Origin of the sequence: Acinetobacter kanungonis, assembly GCF_009939195.1 — a bacterium.
Lineage (GTDB): Bacteria > Pseudomonadota > Gammaproteobacteria > Pseudomonadales > Moraxellaceae > Acinetobacter > Acinetobacter kanungonis.
In genome coordinates, this window is sequence record NZ_JAACKC010000006.1 from 24,451 (window position 1) to 39,617 (window position 15,167).

14 protein-coding genes are annotated in these 15,167 nt (G+C 40.0%); 8 read left to right on the top strand and 6 right to left on the bottom strand.

The window, feature by feature from the left end; genetic code table 11:
- Window positions 1-16: 16 nt before the first annotated feature.
- The 3 genes from GWK51_RS12240 to GWK51_RS12250 form a co-directional block, all read right to left on the bottom strand.
- The gene (locus tag GWK51_RS12240; protein WP_161933932.1) at window positions 17-1,885 is read right to left on the bottom strand and encodes a SurA N-terminal domain-containing protein; all 1,869 of its coding nucleotides are present in this window, start codon (window positions 1,883-1,885) and stop codon (window positions 17-19) included.
- 131 nt (window positions 1,886-2,016) lie between these two features.
- Window positions 2,017-2,289, bottom strand: a complete 273-nt coding sequence (locus GWK51_RS12245; protein ID WP_004697018.1) for an HU family DNA-binding protein — start codon at window positions 2,287-2,289, stop codon at window positions 2,017-2,019.
- Between the two features lie 168 nt (window positions 2,290-2,457).
- A complete protein-coding gene (locus tag GWK51_RS12250; protein ID WP_161933933.1) occupies window positions 2,458-2,925 on the bottom strand; it encodes a phasin family protein in 468 nt (155 codons plus the stop codon).
- A 189-nt stretch (window positions 2,926-3,114) separates the two neighbouring features.
- Between GWK51_RS12250 and GWK51_RS12255 the strand changes: the two genes are divergently transcribed.
- The 8 genes from GWK51_RS12255 to fdx all read left to right on the top strand — a co-directional run bounded on the left by GWK51_RS12255 (window position 3,115) and on the right by fdx (window position 9,271).
- Complete coding sequence (locus GWK51_RS12255) at window positions 3,115-3,765, top strand: hypothetical protein (RefSeq protein WP_161933934.1); 651 nt, start codon at window positions 3,115-3,117, stop codon at window positions 3,763-3,765.
- A 112-nt stretch (window positions 3,766-3,877) separates the two neighbouring features.
- Window positions 3,878-4,354, top strand: coding sequence for an Rrf2 family transcriptional regulator (locus GWK51_RS12260; RefSeq protein ID WP_100241671.1), 477 nt, complete (start codon window positions 3,878-3,880; stop codon window positions 4,352-4,354).
- A 1-nt stretch (window position 4,355) separates the two neighbouring features.
- Window positions 4,356-5,573: an IscS subfamily cysteine desulfurase gene (locus tag GWK51_RS12265; protein ID WP_161933935.1), complete on the top strand. Its 1,218-nt coding sequence runs from the start codon at window positions 4,356-4,358 to the stop codon at window positions 5,571-5,573.
- 101 nt (window positions 5,574-5,674) lie between these two features.
- On the top strand, window positions 5,675-6,061 hold the full coding sequence (iscU, locus tag GWK51_RS12270; protein ID WP_016166297.1) for a Fe-S cluster assembly scaffold IscU: 387 nt from the start codon (window positions 5,675-5,677) through the stop codon (window positions 6,059-6,061).
- A 36-nt stretch (window positions 6,062-6,097) separates the two neighbouring features.
- On the top strand, window positions 6,098-6,418 hold the full coding sequence (gene iscA, locus GWK51_RS12275) for an iron-sulfur cluster assembly protein IscA (RefSeq protein WP_100241673.1): 321 nt from the start codon (window positions 6,098-6,100) through the stop codon (window positions 6,416-6,418).
- Window positions 6,419-6,508: 90 nt separating this feature from the next.
- Window positions 6,509-7,024, top strand: coding sequence for a Fe-S protein assembly co-chaperone HscB (hscB, locus tag GWK51_RS12280; protein WP_161933936.1), 516 nt, complete (start codon window positions 6,509-6,511; stop codon window positions 7,022-7,024).
- Between the two features lie 34 nt (window positions 7,025-7,058).
- Window positions 7,059-8,918: a Fe-S protein assembly chaperone HscA gene (hscA, locus tag GWK51_RS12285; protein WP_161933937.1), complete on the top strand. Its 1,860-nt coding sequence runs from the start codon at window positions 7,059-7,061 to the stop codon at window positions 8,916-8,918.
- 14 nt (window positions 8,919-8,932) lie between these two features.
- Window positions 8,933-9,271: an ISC system 2Fe-2S type ferredoxin gene (gene fdx / locus GWK51_RS12290; RefSeq protein WP_100241676.1), complete on the top strand. Its 339-nt coding sequence runs from the start codon at window positions 8,933-8,935 to the stop codon at window positions 9,269-9,271.
- A 90-nt stretch (window positions 9,272-9,361) separates the two neighbouring features.
- On the opposite strand, the gene GWK51_RS12295 is transcribed toward fdx, so the two are convergent.
- The 3 genes from GWK51_RS12295 to mfd all read right to left on the bottom strand — a co-directional run bounded on the left by GWK51_RS12295 (window position 9,362) and on the right by mfd (window position 15,005).
- On the bottom strand, window positions 9,362-10,768 hold the full coding sequence (locus GWK51_RS12295) for an adenylate/guanylate cyclase domain-containing protein (RefSeq protein WP_161933938.1): 1,407 nt from the start codon (window positions 10,766-10,768) through the stop codon (window positions 9,362-9,364).
- A gap of 120 nt (window positions 10,769-10,888) precedes the next feature.
- Window positions 10,889-11,323 (bottom strand): HIT domain-containing protein, encoded by a 435-nt coding sequence (locus tag GWK51_RS12300; RefSeq protein WP_142768650.1) that lies wholly within the window; start codon window positions 11,321-11,323, stop codon window positions 10,889-10,891.
- Window positions 11,324-11,546: 223 nt separating this feature from the next.
- A complete protein-coding gene (mfd, locus tag GWK51_RS12305; RefSeq protein WP_161933939.1) occupies window positions 11,547-15,005 on the bottom strand; it encodes a transcription-repair coupling factor in 3,459 nt (1,152 codons plus the stop codon).
- Window positions 15,006-15,167 lie beyond the last annotated feature (162 nt).

Below are 15,167 nucleotides of genomic sequence, written 5' to 3' on the forward strand. Positions count from 1 at the left end.
TTTTTATAACGATTATTTATTTGATTTTTGCCTGACTTTTCAAGTATTGCGTATAGTCATCAAGCTCTTGCTGACCACGAAGTTGCTGATAAAGTTTAGTCAACTCTGTCAATTGTTCAGGCGTCAATGCATTTGCAGCAGTTTTATTTACATTCGAAATTGCAACCACAACAAATTCATTTGGTAAAGACGCAGTCGAAACAGACCACATGCCTGCTTTAGGTGCAGGAACACTGAAAGCTGCTCGCTCAATCTGACGTTTTAAACCTTGTGAACGTGTAAATACACCCGCATCTTCAAAACTTAATTGATTTTTAGCAACAACTGTTGCCGCTGGTTGAGTCTTAAACTCATCCAATGCTTTTTGAATTTTCGCTTTAGCCGCAGCCGCAGCTTTAACTTCAATAATTTTTGCTTTCACACGTGCATTGGCTTCTGCTAAAGATTGCTCACCCGCAGCATGGTAATCACGTACTTTCACCCAAACTACATCACCATTTGCCAGTTGAATGTTGCTTGAAGCATTACGATCACCATTCTTCACATCCTCATTAAACAGTTTAGCCTTAACATTTGCTTCACTTAAAACAGGATGCTGCATGCCCAACGTTAAACCTTTAACAGATTGAACCTGAACACCTTTCACTTCCTGTGCAACTGTATCCAATGCATCACTACCAACAACCATTTCATTCAAGTTGTTAACAGTATCTGAAAATGCATTCGCAGATTTAGCTTTTTGCACTTCAGCAATAAGACGTGGCTTTTCCATCTCAAAAGCTGGCAATTTAACTGCTGGCGCTTCTGCTGAAATGATGTGATAACCATATTGCGTTTTTACTGGTACAGAAATCTGACCCGATTTTAACGCCGCTACAGCTGAGTCGAATGCATTACCAAAAAAGCCTTTTTCATAGGCTGCAATAACACCACCATTACCTTTAGAGGCAGTATCATCTGAATATTTCTGCGCCGCTTCAGCAAAACTCATACCTGCTTTGATTTTTGCCGACACTTCATCAGCCAATTTCTTAGCTTCAGCATCTGAACGCGAATCCGTAGCAATCAAAATATGTTTAACCTGAGGTTGAACTTTTGCTTTTTCAGCTTCTACAAACTTAGCATAAGCCTGTTGTAATTCAGCATCTGAAATCTGTACATTTGCAGCAGGAAGATTGGATGGGCTAAGGACCACAAAATCAACATCCACGCTGGCAACTTGTCTAAATTGATTTTTGTGCTTGTTATAGTAATCAGTAATTTCTTGCTGGCTGACCTGAATACCTTTCTTATAATCATCCAACTTAATACTTGCCAAATGAATTGTACGCTGTTCCGTTTGTAGATTGGCAATTTGCTGAATATCGACTTTGCTGACCAATGCATAATCCATGAACGTGGATGTCATCATTTTTAATGCATGATCTTGGCGTAAGTTTTCAATTAAAGCCTGGCTGGTTAAACCCACCGATTTTAAATAATTCGCATAAAGCGCTTCAGAAAATTTACCATTTTCTTGCAAGCTCGGTTGTTGTGCAATCATTTGCTCAATTTGAGCATCGCTCAATGAAATACCCAACTTTTCTGCTTGTTGTAATAATAAGTTACGAGCAATGAGCGACTCTAAAGCCTTTTCCTTAATGAACGATTGATTCAATAATGTTTCATCACCATTCACATAAGATAAATATTGCTGGCTATAAGATTTAGTCGCATTATCCAGTTCTTTATTGCTGATTTCTTGCCCGTTTACTGTCTTGGCAGCATCTTTTGATTTACCACTACTAAAATATCCTTCAATACCTACAAGTGCTAAAGGGGTCAAAAACAAAATGAGCAAAACTTTGCCCAACCAGCCCTTAATAACTTTACGAAAAGATTCCATAAGTATTCCAATATTTTATTTGTGCCGCATTTTACCCGAAAAGCTGATATGAATGAATGCGTATAGACATCAAATCAGCATTATTAATAAAAAACGCGCCGAAAAGGCGCGTTTGGTAAATCATTAAAAGATTAAGCTACAGAATCTTTTAAACCTTTACCTGCTTTAAAGCTAGGAACTTTGCTTGCTTTAATTTCAAGAGTCGCACCAGTTTGTGGGTTACGACCAGTACGAGCAGCACGTTCTTTCACATTGAAAGTACCGAAGCCAACAAGTGTAACTGTATCACCTGATTTAAGCGCTTCAGTGATTGAAGCAATTGTCGCGTCTAAGGCTTTACCTGCGTCAGTCTTAGACAATCCCCCTTTTTCTGCAATTGCATCAATTAATTCTGATTTATTCATGAAGATGAAGTCCTCTAATATCGTTTATTTAAGGTTCAAGGATATAGTTTAAATTACCATAACGCCTTTATAGCAATGCTTTAGGGGAGAACGCAATACTCCTCTTGAGCTTTTCTACAAATTTAATCGCAAATTAACGCGGAAAAAATAGCAAAGTTCCGAAAACTGTCATTTTTTATCAATTTTTGCTTTCAGTTGATCATTTTCTATGATCAAAGCATCCACCTTACTATGTAGTTGTAAAATCAAGCTTTCCAAATGTTGAATATCTTTTGCTGTCACCAGACCAATGCGATTTAAAGAGTGATGCACACTGTGATCAATCAGCTTCTCCACCTTGTCTTTAGTATCGACGACCGACTCTTTGGCTTTTTCTGAAACTTTTTCGACCGTTTGGTCTGCAATTTCTGTAGTTTTTGATTCAAGTTCTTCACCTACTTTAACCAAAGAGTCAAATAATTTATTACCTTCTTCTTCCGCACGCGAAAAAGCACCCAAACCTGCAAGCCAAATTTGCTTGGTGTATTTTCTAAAATCTAACCCTGATTTTGATCGATGACGGATACGAACCTTTTGCTCATCATCCAACACAGACAATTCATCATCATTATGCTCTGTTTTTGTCGTTTTATTCATTTGAGCTACTCCAGCTTATTTTCTGTCCCATTCATGCAACAACCGTATAAATAAACTCATAATAGCAAACTTAACACTTGATCGATTTGCAAAACTGTTCTACAAAGCAGGTTTAATACGCAATTTATTTCAGTCCTCAAACACATACAATGAGATAGGACAGTTTGTTTACCGCAAGGATTAGGTTTTATGAGCGATTCGCAACAAAGACAAAATCAAACACATTTGTTGCTGACAACATCCATGATTGTTTTAGAAACGATTTTTACTTTTATTGTTAAACGCGATCCCGTTGTTGCACTACAAGCCAAAAAATTTATTGAACAAAAAATTGCAATTAAAATTAATAGCTATGTTCCCTATTTCGACTTTTATGTGCAGTTTAATGAACATGGCGTATTATTTGACACCAAAGCCCCCGAAAAACCTGTAGATCTGGATGTCAGAACTACACTTATGGATTTGGTCAAAATTTTCGTATTTGCGAATCGACGCAGCATTAAAACCATGCGTATCGATGGCGATATTGTTCTAAAAGATGAATTGCGTGATTTAGTGTTGCTATTTAGCGCTCCGAAAATCCTTGCCGATTGGAAACAGTGGTTCTTACAACCTGCCGATGATGAGCAGAACATCACCTCTTCTAATAAACGTGTCGCGCCGCTTTTAGAGAAGATTGACCAACAACGCTCTAAAATTAATTCGCTTCAAGTTGAGGTAAAACAATATAAAAATCGCATTCGCCGCCTAGAACAAAAGCAAAAGCGCATTAATGCTGCCTTTTTTGTAACCACAGTACTTCTTATTGCTTTATTTGTGTATAATGTTTGGCTTTCATAAATCACTATTTTTATTATTAATTAAAACAAAATAAATGGTCTTAAAAAAACTTGACTATTTTAGTCAGGATTCATAGAATCTACACATCTAGTCTAAACATGTGTATCGAATCATGCGCTTAACAACTCGCGGTCGCTACGCGGTGACTGCTCTACTTGATCTAGCTTTGCAGCCTACTGAACAAACGATCACACTAGCCGAAATTGCAGCTCGCCAAACTATTTCCGTTGCGTATCTTGAGCAACTTTTTGCCAAGCTCAAACGTCATGGTCTAGTTTCTAGTGTTCGCGGTGCGAATGGTGGTTATCACCTTGCGCGCAATGCTGAAGACATCACTGTGTTAGAAATTATTGAAGCTGTAAATGAAACTGTAGATGCAACTCGTTGTGACCATAAAGGCAACTGTCAAAATGGTGCAATGTGTCTCACTCATGATTTATGGCAAGAACTCTCTCACCACATTGCCGATTATCTCGCTAAAATCACTCTTGCTGATCTTGTAGCTCGCGACAACGTACAAACCGTTGCCATTCGTCAAAACACAGCATCATTTGATTCAGCCCTTTTATCGGTTACAGGTAGTATTTGAAATGAAACGTCCGATTTATCTTGATTATGCAGCAACCACCCCTGTAGACCCTCAAGTTGCAGAACGCATGATGGAATGTTTAACTTTCGAAGGTACTTTTGGTAACCCAGCTTCTCGCTCGCATGCATATGGTTGGCAAGCTGAAGAGAAAGTTGAATACGCACGCGAACAAGTTGCGAATTTAATTAAAGCAGACCCGCGCGAAATCGTGTGGACTTCTGGTGCAACTGAGTCTGACAACCTAGCATTAAAAGGTGTAGCTCAATTTTATGCTTCTAAAGGTAAGCATATCATCACCAGTAAAATCGAACATAAAGCAATTTTAGATACTTGCCGCGAATTAGAGTCGGAAGGTTTTGAAATTACTTACCTTGAGCCTTTACCGCAAACAGGTTTAATCACACCTGAAATGGTTCAAGCTGCCATTCGTCCTGACACTATTCTTGTTTCCCTCATGATGGTAAACAATGAAATTGGTACAGTGACTGATGTTGCTGCAATTGGCGAAATCACGCGTGCAAACAAAATTTTCTTCCATGTAGATGCTGCGCAAGCTGCGGGTAAAGTTGAAATTGATCTTTCGACTTTAAAAGTAGACTTAATGAGTTTCTCTGCTCACAAAATCTATGGTCCTAAAGGCATTGGCGCGTTGTTTGTACGTCGTAGCCCACGTGTGCGCTTAAAAGCACAAATGCACGGTGGTGGTCATGAGCGTGGCATGCGTTCTGGCACTTTACCAACGCATCAAATCGTAGGTATGGGTGAAGCATTTGAACTTGCAGGCAAAAACCTGGTTGCTGAACAAACTCGCTTACGCGGACTACGTGACAAACTTTGGAACGGTTTACAAGATCTTGAGCAGGTATTCCTTAACGGTCACCCAACTCAAAACGTTGCCAACTACCTGAATGTCAGCTTCAACTTTGTTGAAGGTGAATCATTAATGATGTCGCTTAAAGATGCAGCTGTATCTTCAGGTTCTGCATGTACATCTGCAACGTTAGAACCATCTTATGTACTTCGTGCATTAGGTCTTTCTGACGAATTGGCACACAGTTCAATCCGTTTCAGCTTTGGTAAATACACCACTGAAGAAGATATTGATCATGTGTTAAGCGTGACCCGAGCTGCCGTTGATAAGTTACGTGAACTTTCTCCGCTTTGGGATATGTATAAAGAAGGTATCGACCTTTCTACAGTCGAATGGGCTGAACACTAATTCTTTTCTTTCAATGAGATCATGACCAGTGATCTCATTGATAAAACCGAATTTAACCCCATATTAATATTAACGCTGACCCCGAGGTTTGGAGAAGCATCATGGCATATAGTGAAAAAGTAATTGATCATTACGAAAACCCTCGTAATGTAGGTGTTTTAGATAAAAACGCTGAAAATGTTGGTACTGGTATGGTTGGCGCGCCAGCTTGTGGCGATGTAATGCGCCTCCAGATCCAAGTTAACGACGAAGGTGTAATTGAAGAAGCTCGCTTCAAAACTTATGGTTGCGGTTCTGCAATTGCATCAAGCTCTTTAGTAACTGAGTGGTTAAAAGGTAAAACTTTAGACCAAGCTCAAGCGATTAAAAACATTGATATTGCAACTGAACTTGCACTTCCACCTGTAAAAGTTCACTGCTCTGTACTTGCAGAAGATGCAATTAAAGCTGCTGTTGAAGACTATCGCAACAAGCAAACTAAAGCTTAATTGTTTCAAGATTAGTGAAGGAATAACGGAGTTTTCATGATCAATTTAACTGAAAATGCTGCAACTCATATCAGCAATTACTTAAAGAATCGCGGTAAGGGTGAAGGTATTCGCGTTGGTGTGAAAACTTCTGGCTGTTCAGGCTTGGCATATGTACTCGAATTCGTTGATGAAGTTGATACCCATGACCAAATGTTTGAACAGTTCGGTGTTAAAGTCTTTGTTGACCCGAAAAGCTTAGTCTATCTCGATGGTATGGAAATGGACTATGTTAAAAATGGCTTGAATGAAGGCTTCGAGTTTAACAACCCAAACAAAAAAGGCGAATGTGGTTGCGGTGAATCTTTCACTGTTTAATCCTCCCATTGCCTGCATCTATTAAAACAGTGTCTTTACACTGTTTTAATTCTATATATTTACATGAAATAATTGCGGATCCCATCTTCCATGAATCATTTTGAGTTGTTTAACCTTCCAGTAGCGCTCGATATTGATTTAGCAAGTTTAAAAAATGAATTTTTAAAACTGCAGCAACAATATCACCCTGATAAAGCCGAAGATAAAGACCAAGCACTGATTAAGTCCAGTGAAATTAATCAAGCATTCAAAGTTTTATCGCATGTGGATAGCCGTGCTGGGTACTTGTTAGCACTCAAAAAGCAAGATCACCATTTAGACCAGTCGATTAGTGATTTTGAGTTTCTACAATCTGCACTCGAAATACGCGAACAACTCGATGATGCAGCTTCAACAGATGATCTTGTTTCACTCAAAAAAGAAGTGTCGCAATGGATTGATGGCTTAGTTCGTGAATTCAAGATTGATTATGCTGACGAAGATTGGTCTGAAGCACGTGACACCGTAAGAAAATTACGTTTCTTCCAAAAAGTCATGCTCGATATTGATAAGGCCGAAGATCGTTTCCTAGATGACGACAGCTTCGATCTTGATGATGATTTCTAATTTTTTAAATTTTGCTGCTCAAAGGATGTAACGCATGGCACTTTTGCAAATTGCAGAACCGGGGCAATCAAGTGCACCTCATGAACACCGTATCGCGATTGGAATTGACTTAGGCACAACCCACTCTTTAGTCGCAACTGTGCTTTCAGGGAAAGCCAAAGTTCTTAACGATGAACAAGGTCGAGTGTTACTTCCTTCTATCGTTCATTACACCAGCAATCAGACCCACTATGGTGATGATGCAAAACCATTTATTACAGCCGATCCTAAAAATACGATTGTTTCTGTAAAACGATTCATGGGACGCTCCAAGGCTGACATCAAATTCCAACACCCCTACACACTTGTGGGTGAAGATCATCAAATGCCTGCATTTGAAACAGCTCAAGGTCGTAAAACGCCTGTTGAAATCTCTGCAGAAATTTTAAAACATCTAAAAGATCGTGCTGAAGAAAGTCTAAAAAATCCAGTCAATGGCGCAGTCATTACTGTACCTGCATATTTTGATGAAGCTCAACGCCAAGCAACGCGTGATGCCGCTCAACTTGCGGGGTTAAATGTGCTTCGCTTATTGAATGAGCCAACAGCAGCAGCCGTGGCTTATGGCTTAGACCAAGAAACCAATTTAGAGACTGATCGCAACTATGTCATTTACGATTTAGGTGGCGGTACTTTTGACGTTTCTATTCTTCGTTTCTCGCAAGGCGTATTCGAAGTTCTTGCAACAGGTGGTCATACCGCACTCGGTGGTGATGATCTTGATCGACTCATTGTAAAATGGGCAAAAAAACAACTCAACATTGAACATCTTAATGATGCAGAATATGCACATTTTGTTGTTACAGCACGTAAAGCAAAAGAAGCATTAACAGATCAAACTGAAGTCGAACTCAAACTACTTGATCAATCCATTCAACTTGATCGCCCGACTTTTGAATCTATTATCCAAGTAGCACTCGATAAAACGATTAGTGTTTGTAAACGTGTCATGCGCGATGCAAAACTCGAACTTGATGACATTCAAAATGTGGTGTTGGTTGGCGGTTCTACCCGTTCGTATGCGGTACAAAAGGCAGTACAAACGGTATTCAATCAAGAGCCATTGTGTACCATCAACCCAGACGAAGTTGTTGCAATTGGTGCATCGATTACTGCGAACCAACTGATTGGCAACTCCAAAGATGGTTCTTTGCTTCTTGATGTGACACCACTTTCACTTGGTCTTGAAACCATGGGGGGCTTGGTTGAACGTCTGATTTCTCGTAATACCGCAATCCCTGTAGCACGCCGCCAAGAATTTACCACCTATCAAGATGGTCAGACAGCGATGCTGATTCATGTGGTTCAAGGTGAACGTGATTTGGTTGAACATTGTCGCAGCTTAGGTCGTTTTGTCCTACATGGCATTCCGCCAATGACGGCTGGTCAGGCACGTATTGAAGTCACGTTCCAAGTCGATGCAGATGGCTTGCTGACTGTTGCTGCCAAAGAAACTACTTCTGGTGTGCATGCGCAAATTGACATTAAACCATCTTATGGTTTATCTGAATCAGATACCGAACGCCTGCTTCTTGATGGTTTTAAATATGCTGAAGAAGACAAAAACCTTCGTCACCTACAAGAAACAAAAGTAGAAGCGCAGCGCGAACTCGAAGCTTTGGTTCAAGCTTTGAAGATTGATACTCACCTTCTCAGCACTGAGCAACAGGATCAGCTGAATACAGCCAAAGCTCATCTTGAGACTCAACTGCAAGGTGAAGATCTGAAAGCTATTGAACAAGCCGTAGAACAGCTTAAAATACACAGTGATAATTTTGCTGCATTACGTATGAATCAACATATTGATGCTGCATTAAAAGGCACTAAACTCGAAGACTGGTCAAACTCAAACTAATTAAGGTAAAGATTATGCCACGTATTAAAGTACTTCCACATGCGCAATTCTGCCCAGAAGGTGCTGAGTTTGAAGTTGAGAAAAATGCAAACTTATGTGAAAGCTTATTGAAAAACAAAATCAAAATTGAACATGCTTGTGATATGTCATGTGCATGTACAACTTGTCACGTGATCGTACGCAAAGGTTTTGACAGCCTTGAAGAAATGAACGATGTTGAAGCTGATTTGTTAGATCGTGCTTGGGGTCTAGAACCTGACTCACGCCTTTCATGCCAAGTTGCAATTGTAGATGAAGATCTTGAAATCGAGATTCCGAAATACACCATCAACCATGCTTCAGAAAGCCACTAAGCAGAGACTATAAAAAACCACGCAATGGCGTGGTTTTTTTACAACTAAAATTAGCTCAGCGATTAACCATCAGTTTTTGTATTATCCAATTTAATGCGTATGGGTATTTTCAACAGACTGAATAACTTCATCTTCCAGTTTAAGCTTTACAATACCCTGTGAGTTAGTTAATTTCTGCTGGGTTTGAATCCGCTTAATCATCTTGTCTAGTACAGTAATGAGTTCTGGATATTCAAAGTTTTGCACTTCATCCAGATTTAACAATAGATGAAAACCTTTGTATTCGTAATCAAACCAACGCTGATAATCTGTTTTCTGAGACGTATATTTCTCCATCACCTGCCAAGTTCTTACAGGACCTTGAATCCCTTTAAGATAAATTGGAGATTTTGGTGCACACAAATAATCGCTTTTAATTAAATTATAGGTGTCGTCAGAAATTAAAATTTCGTCTACCGCTGCCGCACTTTGTAAGCGTGCTGCTAAATTCGCATCGCGCCCTACGATGGTATATGCCATTCGGTGTGCTGCGCCATAGTTTCCAACGTGGCAATACCCTGTACTGATTCCCATACGAATATGTAAAGGCGGATAACCCATTTTAATCCAGCGTTCACGTAACAATTTCATTTGCTGGCGCATGACCATCGCCATTTCTACACAGGTTTTTGCATCTTGCTCTACACCCTGAGTATTTGGATCACCAAAGAAAATCAGGATAGCATCCCCCATGAACTTATCAACTGTACCTTCATATTGTTTGGCAATTTCGGTCATATGACTTAAATAGTCATTCAGTAAATAAGCAAGATCATCAGGAATCAGTGTTTCAGACAGTTCAGTAAAACCCTGAATATCAGAGAAAAAAACGGTCATTTTTTTACGTTTATATTCAATCTTGGCTTCAGACTCACCCTTCATGATTGACTGCCAAAGCTGCAAAGGCGCATAACGACTAAGCTGATTAGCAAACTCCATATAGCGATTCATCTGATTATAATAATATTCGCGCTTGGAATGGATATAACGGATTCGGCGACTTTGATAAATAATGCCCACACCAAAATAGGTAATTAAGCACAAAAAAGAAAGTACCGTCAGCTCTGCTGAGGTATGTTCAAAATACTCACCAAAACCAAAAATGAAAATATTGCTGAAATAGAAAACAGCAACCCCAAACACACAGGTGAGCATGGCTGAGAAAAATGAAACTTTGGTGTTGATTGAGGAAAAAAGTATTGCAAATATTGCTGTAAAGGTCAGCACAAGACTCAAATGCACTGCCGATAACATTACTGCAATGACGATGACATCTATTGCAAATAATGTATTCCGCTTTGCGTGATAACCAAACTTAAATTCCAACCAACCAGAGAGCTTTGGCAAAATTAATGCCACACTCGCCAATAATATTGGAACATAAATCTGATACTTGGTTTCTGGCGATGTGTAGTGATAAACAACTAAAAGTAAAGATAGCATTGCATATCCCATCATTCGATGAAGATATTCAAAATGCTTAGGGTCTCTATCTATCCAATTGCTTAATGAAAGCACTACCTACTCCAGAACCCGAATCTAATCACAATTCATCCATAAACAAATGATTTACTGGGATTAATCCATGCGCCAGTCAAATGGCATATCACCTTGACCACGTAAAGCAAGCATTAATGTCTGACGCATATGCGCTAGAACTTCATTGGTATATGGAACTGCTGGTGTGCCCCAAACTGGTTTAGGCCATGCCACATCGTTTTGATAACGAACTACATGATGAAAATGTAACTGAGGTACCATATTACCTAGAGCAGCAACATTCATTTTGTCCGCACGGAATACACGCGCCAACTGGCTAGACAACCAACTTGATTCACGTAAAAACTGTTCCTGATCTGCCTGACTTAATTCATATAATTCAGTCACACCTGGAACACGTGGAATAAGAATGAGCCAAGGAAACTGCATATCATTCATTAAACGACATGTAGAAAGCGGAAAATCGCCTACAAAAAACGTATCTTGAGCAAGTTGTGGATGCAAACTAAACATATCTTTATAAATGATGCAAAATTAGAATGATGGTTAATACTATCACATCAAACTAGAGCTGAGTATTCTCTAAAAGGTGTTTCATTACAAATAAAATACTATTTGACTTGAACTCGATCACATTTATCACTTTAATAATTTTTCTAAATAAATCAACTGCTTCTTTGGCTATCATTCCAATCTAACTTTTGGAAAGTCAAGCCAAAGAAGTGACTTTACTGGCCTAATTCAACTCTTTGATCAAATTTTCCAGTAAATCATTGATAAATTGTATTCTTTTTTGAAAATCTTCTAACATGACCATGACTTTCAAACGCTGCCCACCTTCCATACGGAAGAAGGTCGGATGCTTTTGCATCATGTTAATGATGCTCATGGCTTGCACAGGCGTATCTTGTGAAAATTCGATATAGCCGCCATTGGTATTAATATCAATTTTGATAATTCCCAACATCTCTGCCTTCAGGCGTAACTGATGCACTGCAAATAATTGCTTCACTGGTTGCGGTGGAATACCAAAACGATCAATCAATTCCATGCGAATATTGTCTAGCTTCTCTTGAGTATCGGTATTACTGATACGTTTATAGAATAACAAACGTTGATGCACATCCCCCAAATATTCATCTGGAATTAACGCTGGCATGTGCAAGTTAATTTCGGCCGTTAAGGACAGTGGTGCATCGAAGTTTGGCGTTTTGCCTTTTTGAATGGCTTTGGTGGCTTTTTCAAGCATCTCCATATACAAACTATAACCAATCGCTTGCATGGAACCGCTTTGCTGTTCACCCAACAATTCACCTGCTCCGCGAATCTCTAAATCTTCGGTTGCCAACATAAAGCCTGCACCTAAAGTCGCAGCACGCTGAATCGCATCGAGTCGTTTTTCTGCATCACCTTTCAACCCTTTTAGTGAAGGCACCAATAAATAAGCATAGGCTTGATGATGCGAACGTCCTACACGTCCACGTAATTGATGCAGTTGTGCTAAACCCAGTTTATCCGCACGTTCAATTAAAATGGTATTGGCGTTTGGTACGTCAATACCAGTTTCAATAATGGTTGAACATACCAAGACGTTGTATTCCTTATGGTAGAACTGCTGCATGACCTGTTCCAGTTCACGTTCACGCATTTGCCCATGTGCAACCGCGACACGTGCTTCTGGCACCAGTTCACGAAGACTTTCAGCAGCTCTTTCAATGGTTTCGACTTCATTGTGCAGGAAGTAAACCTGTCCGCCACGTAGTAACTCACGTAGAATCGCCTCTTTAACCGACTCTGCTGTATGTTCTTGGACAAAGGTTTTCACTGCTAAACGACGTGCAGGCGGTGTCGCGATAATCGAAAGATCACGCATACCACTAAATGCCATGTTTAGAGTGCGTGGAATTGGCGTCGCAGTGAGTGTCAGCATATCTACATCAGCACGCATTGCCTTAATACGCTCTTTGTCGCGCACACCAAAACGATGTTCTTCATCTACAATCATTAAACCCAGATTTTTGAATTGCACGTTTTCTTGCAAAATCTTATGCGTACCCACCACGATGTCGACCTTTCCATCAGCCAAATCTTCGATGGTTTTAAGATGGGCTTTACTTGAACCAAAGCGTGATAAAACTTCGATTCGAACAGGCCAATCGGCAAAACGGTCTTTGAATGATTCATAATGCTGTTGCGCCAATAACGTGGTTGGCACCAAGACAGCTACTTGCTTGTTATTTTGTACGGTAACAAAAGCGGCACGCATCGCCACTTCAGTTTTACCAAAGCCTACGTCACCACAGACTAGACGATCCATAGGTTTTGCCAATTGCATATCATGCAAAGTCGCTTCAATCGCATTGGCTTGATCCAGCGTTTCCTCATAAGCAAAGCCACTGGCAAACTCCATATATAAGCTATGATCCAATTCAAAACTGATGCCGGGTTTAGATTGGCGTCGTGCCTGTATATGCAACAACTCCGCCGCGACATCATGAATTTGTTCCAAAGCTTTACGTTTAGCTTTATTCCAAGCATCGGTACCCAGTTTGTGTAATGGCGCAAGATCTGGATCACCACCGCTGTAGCGACTGATCAAATGCAGATTTGTTACCGGGACATACACTTTGGCTGCATCTGCATAGTCCAATTGCAAAAACTCATGCTCTTGATCATCAATACTGAGCGTGATTAATCCTGCATAGCGCCCAACACCGTGATCAATATGTACCACAGGTGCACCGATACTCAGTTCAGTCAAACTCTTAATAAGAAATTCTTCTGAAACTTCCTGCTGGCGTTTGCGACGTCGCTGCACCACACGATGTTCATACAACTGATTTTCTGAAATTACACTCAATTGACCACGGATAACCAAGCCACGGTCAAGTGGTGCATTGGTAATGGCAATAGCCTGCAAAGACTGCTGGAAATCAGCAAAGCTTTCTACGCTTGGAATATCACCTAAAAATGGGCGTAAAGCATCTTTTAAGGTTTCGCGTCGACCTGCACTTTCAGCAACCAGCAATACTGGATGATTGACCTCATCCAAATACTTTTTAACAGCTGCAAAAGGCTTTTCTTGCTTAGGATCGACCGCCAAACGCGGAGGAATTTCGGTATCTAGATTTATGGCACCCGCACGCTCTTCGGCTGCTTCGGATGAAGCAATCACACGGGCAAACTTATTAAGCTGTTCCAATACTAAATTTGGCGCGAGGAACAACTCATCGGGCGGCAAAATTGGATGATCTACATTATGGCGACGGTCTTCATAACGACGCATTACTTCTTTCCAGAAGTTTGCTAACCCTTCATCCAGTCCATTATCTGTAATGACAATGCCATTCCCTGGTAAATACGCCATCAAGGTACTTTGGCTTTGCATCAGTGCTTTTTCAAAAAACAAAGGCAAATAGAACTCAATCCCTGGCGAAGCAATCCCTTCTAATACATCTTGATAAATTGGATTCTTTTTCGGATTGGCGGTTAGAAAACTTTCTGCGTAGCGATCTCTAAATACAGAGCGCCCCTCTTTTAATGGGAACTCTTTTGCAGGAAGTACACTAAATTTTTCTAGGTTTTGTGTCGTACGCTGCGTTTCTGGATCAAAGAATTTCAGGCTTTCAATTTCATCATCGAAAAGGTCAATTCGTATTGGTGCATTTTGTCCTGAAGCAAAAATATCCATGATGCTGCCGCGAACAGCAAACTCACCATGATCATAAACTGTATCGACTAAATGATAGCCTGCCTGAATCAGTCGCAGTTTTTGCTTCTCAATATCAAATTTTTGTCCGACGTGAATATCAAAATGCTCGCCAAGTACCCACGAAGTTGGTGCAACACGTTGTGCCAAAGTAGAAGCTGAAACCAGCAATACACCTTGCCGCGGCATATTGGATAAAATTGCTAAACGCTCTGAGACAATATCTTGATGAGGTGATAAGCGATCATAAGGTAAGATTTCCCAATCCGGGAAAATAGTCGGTTTTACGCCATAAAATTCCAGCTCACTTTCTAATTGAGCCAAATGCTGACTATTGCGAGCAACCAATATAAATAGTTGTTGATGTTGTTTTGAGATTTCTTTAAATAATAGTGCAGCAGCTGAACCTTGTAATTGTCCGATCCAGCGTTTGTCACCTGCTTTCAATTTAGACAGATTAAGTTGAGCAATTTCTTGTTGGAACATGTAGATCGCTTTTAGAGATAAGTCACTTGCTTACAATCTTATCATGAGGCTAAAAGCCAAGAAAATTTTTATACCGTTGCTCAACCAAGAATAAGTGAAAGTCTTTTTAATCGATTACTAAAATTATTGCAGATGAGCACACTATAAATAGCTATATATAGT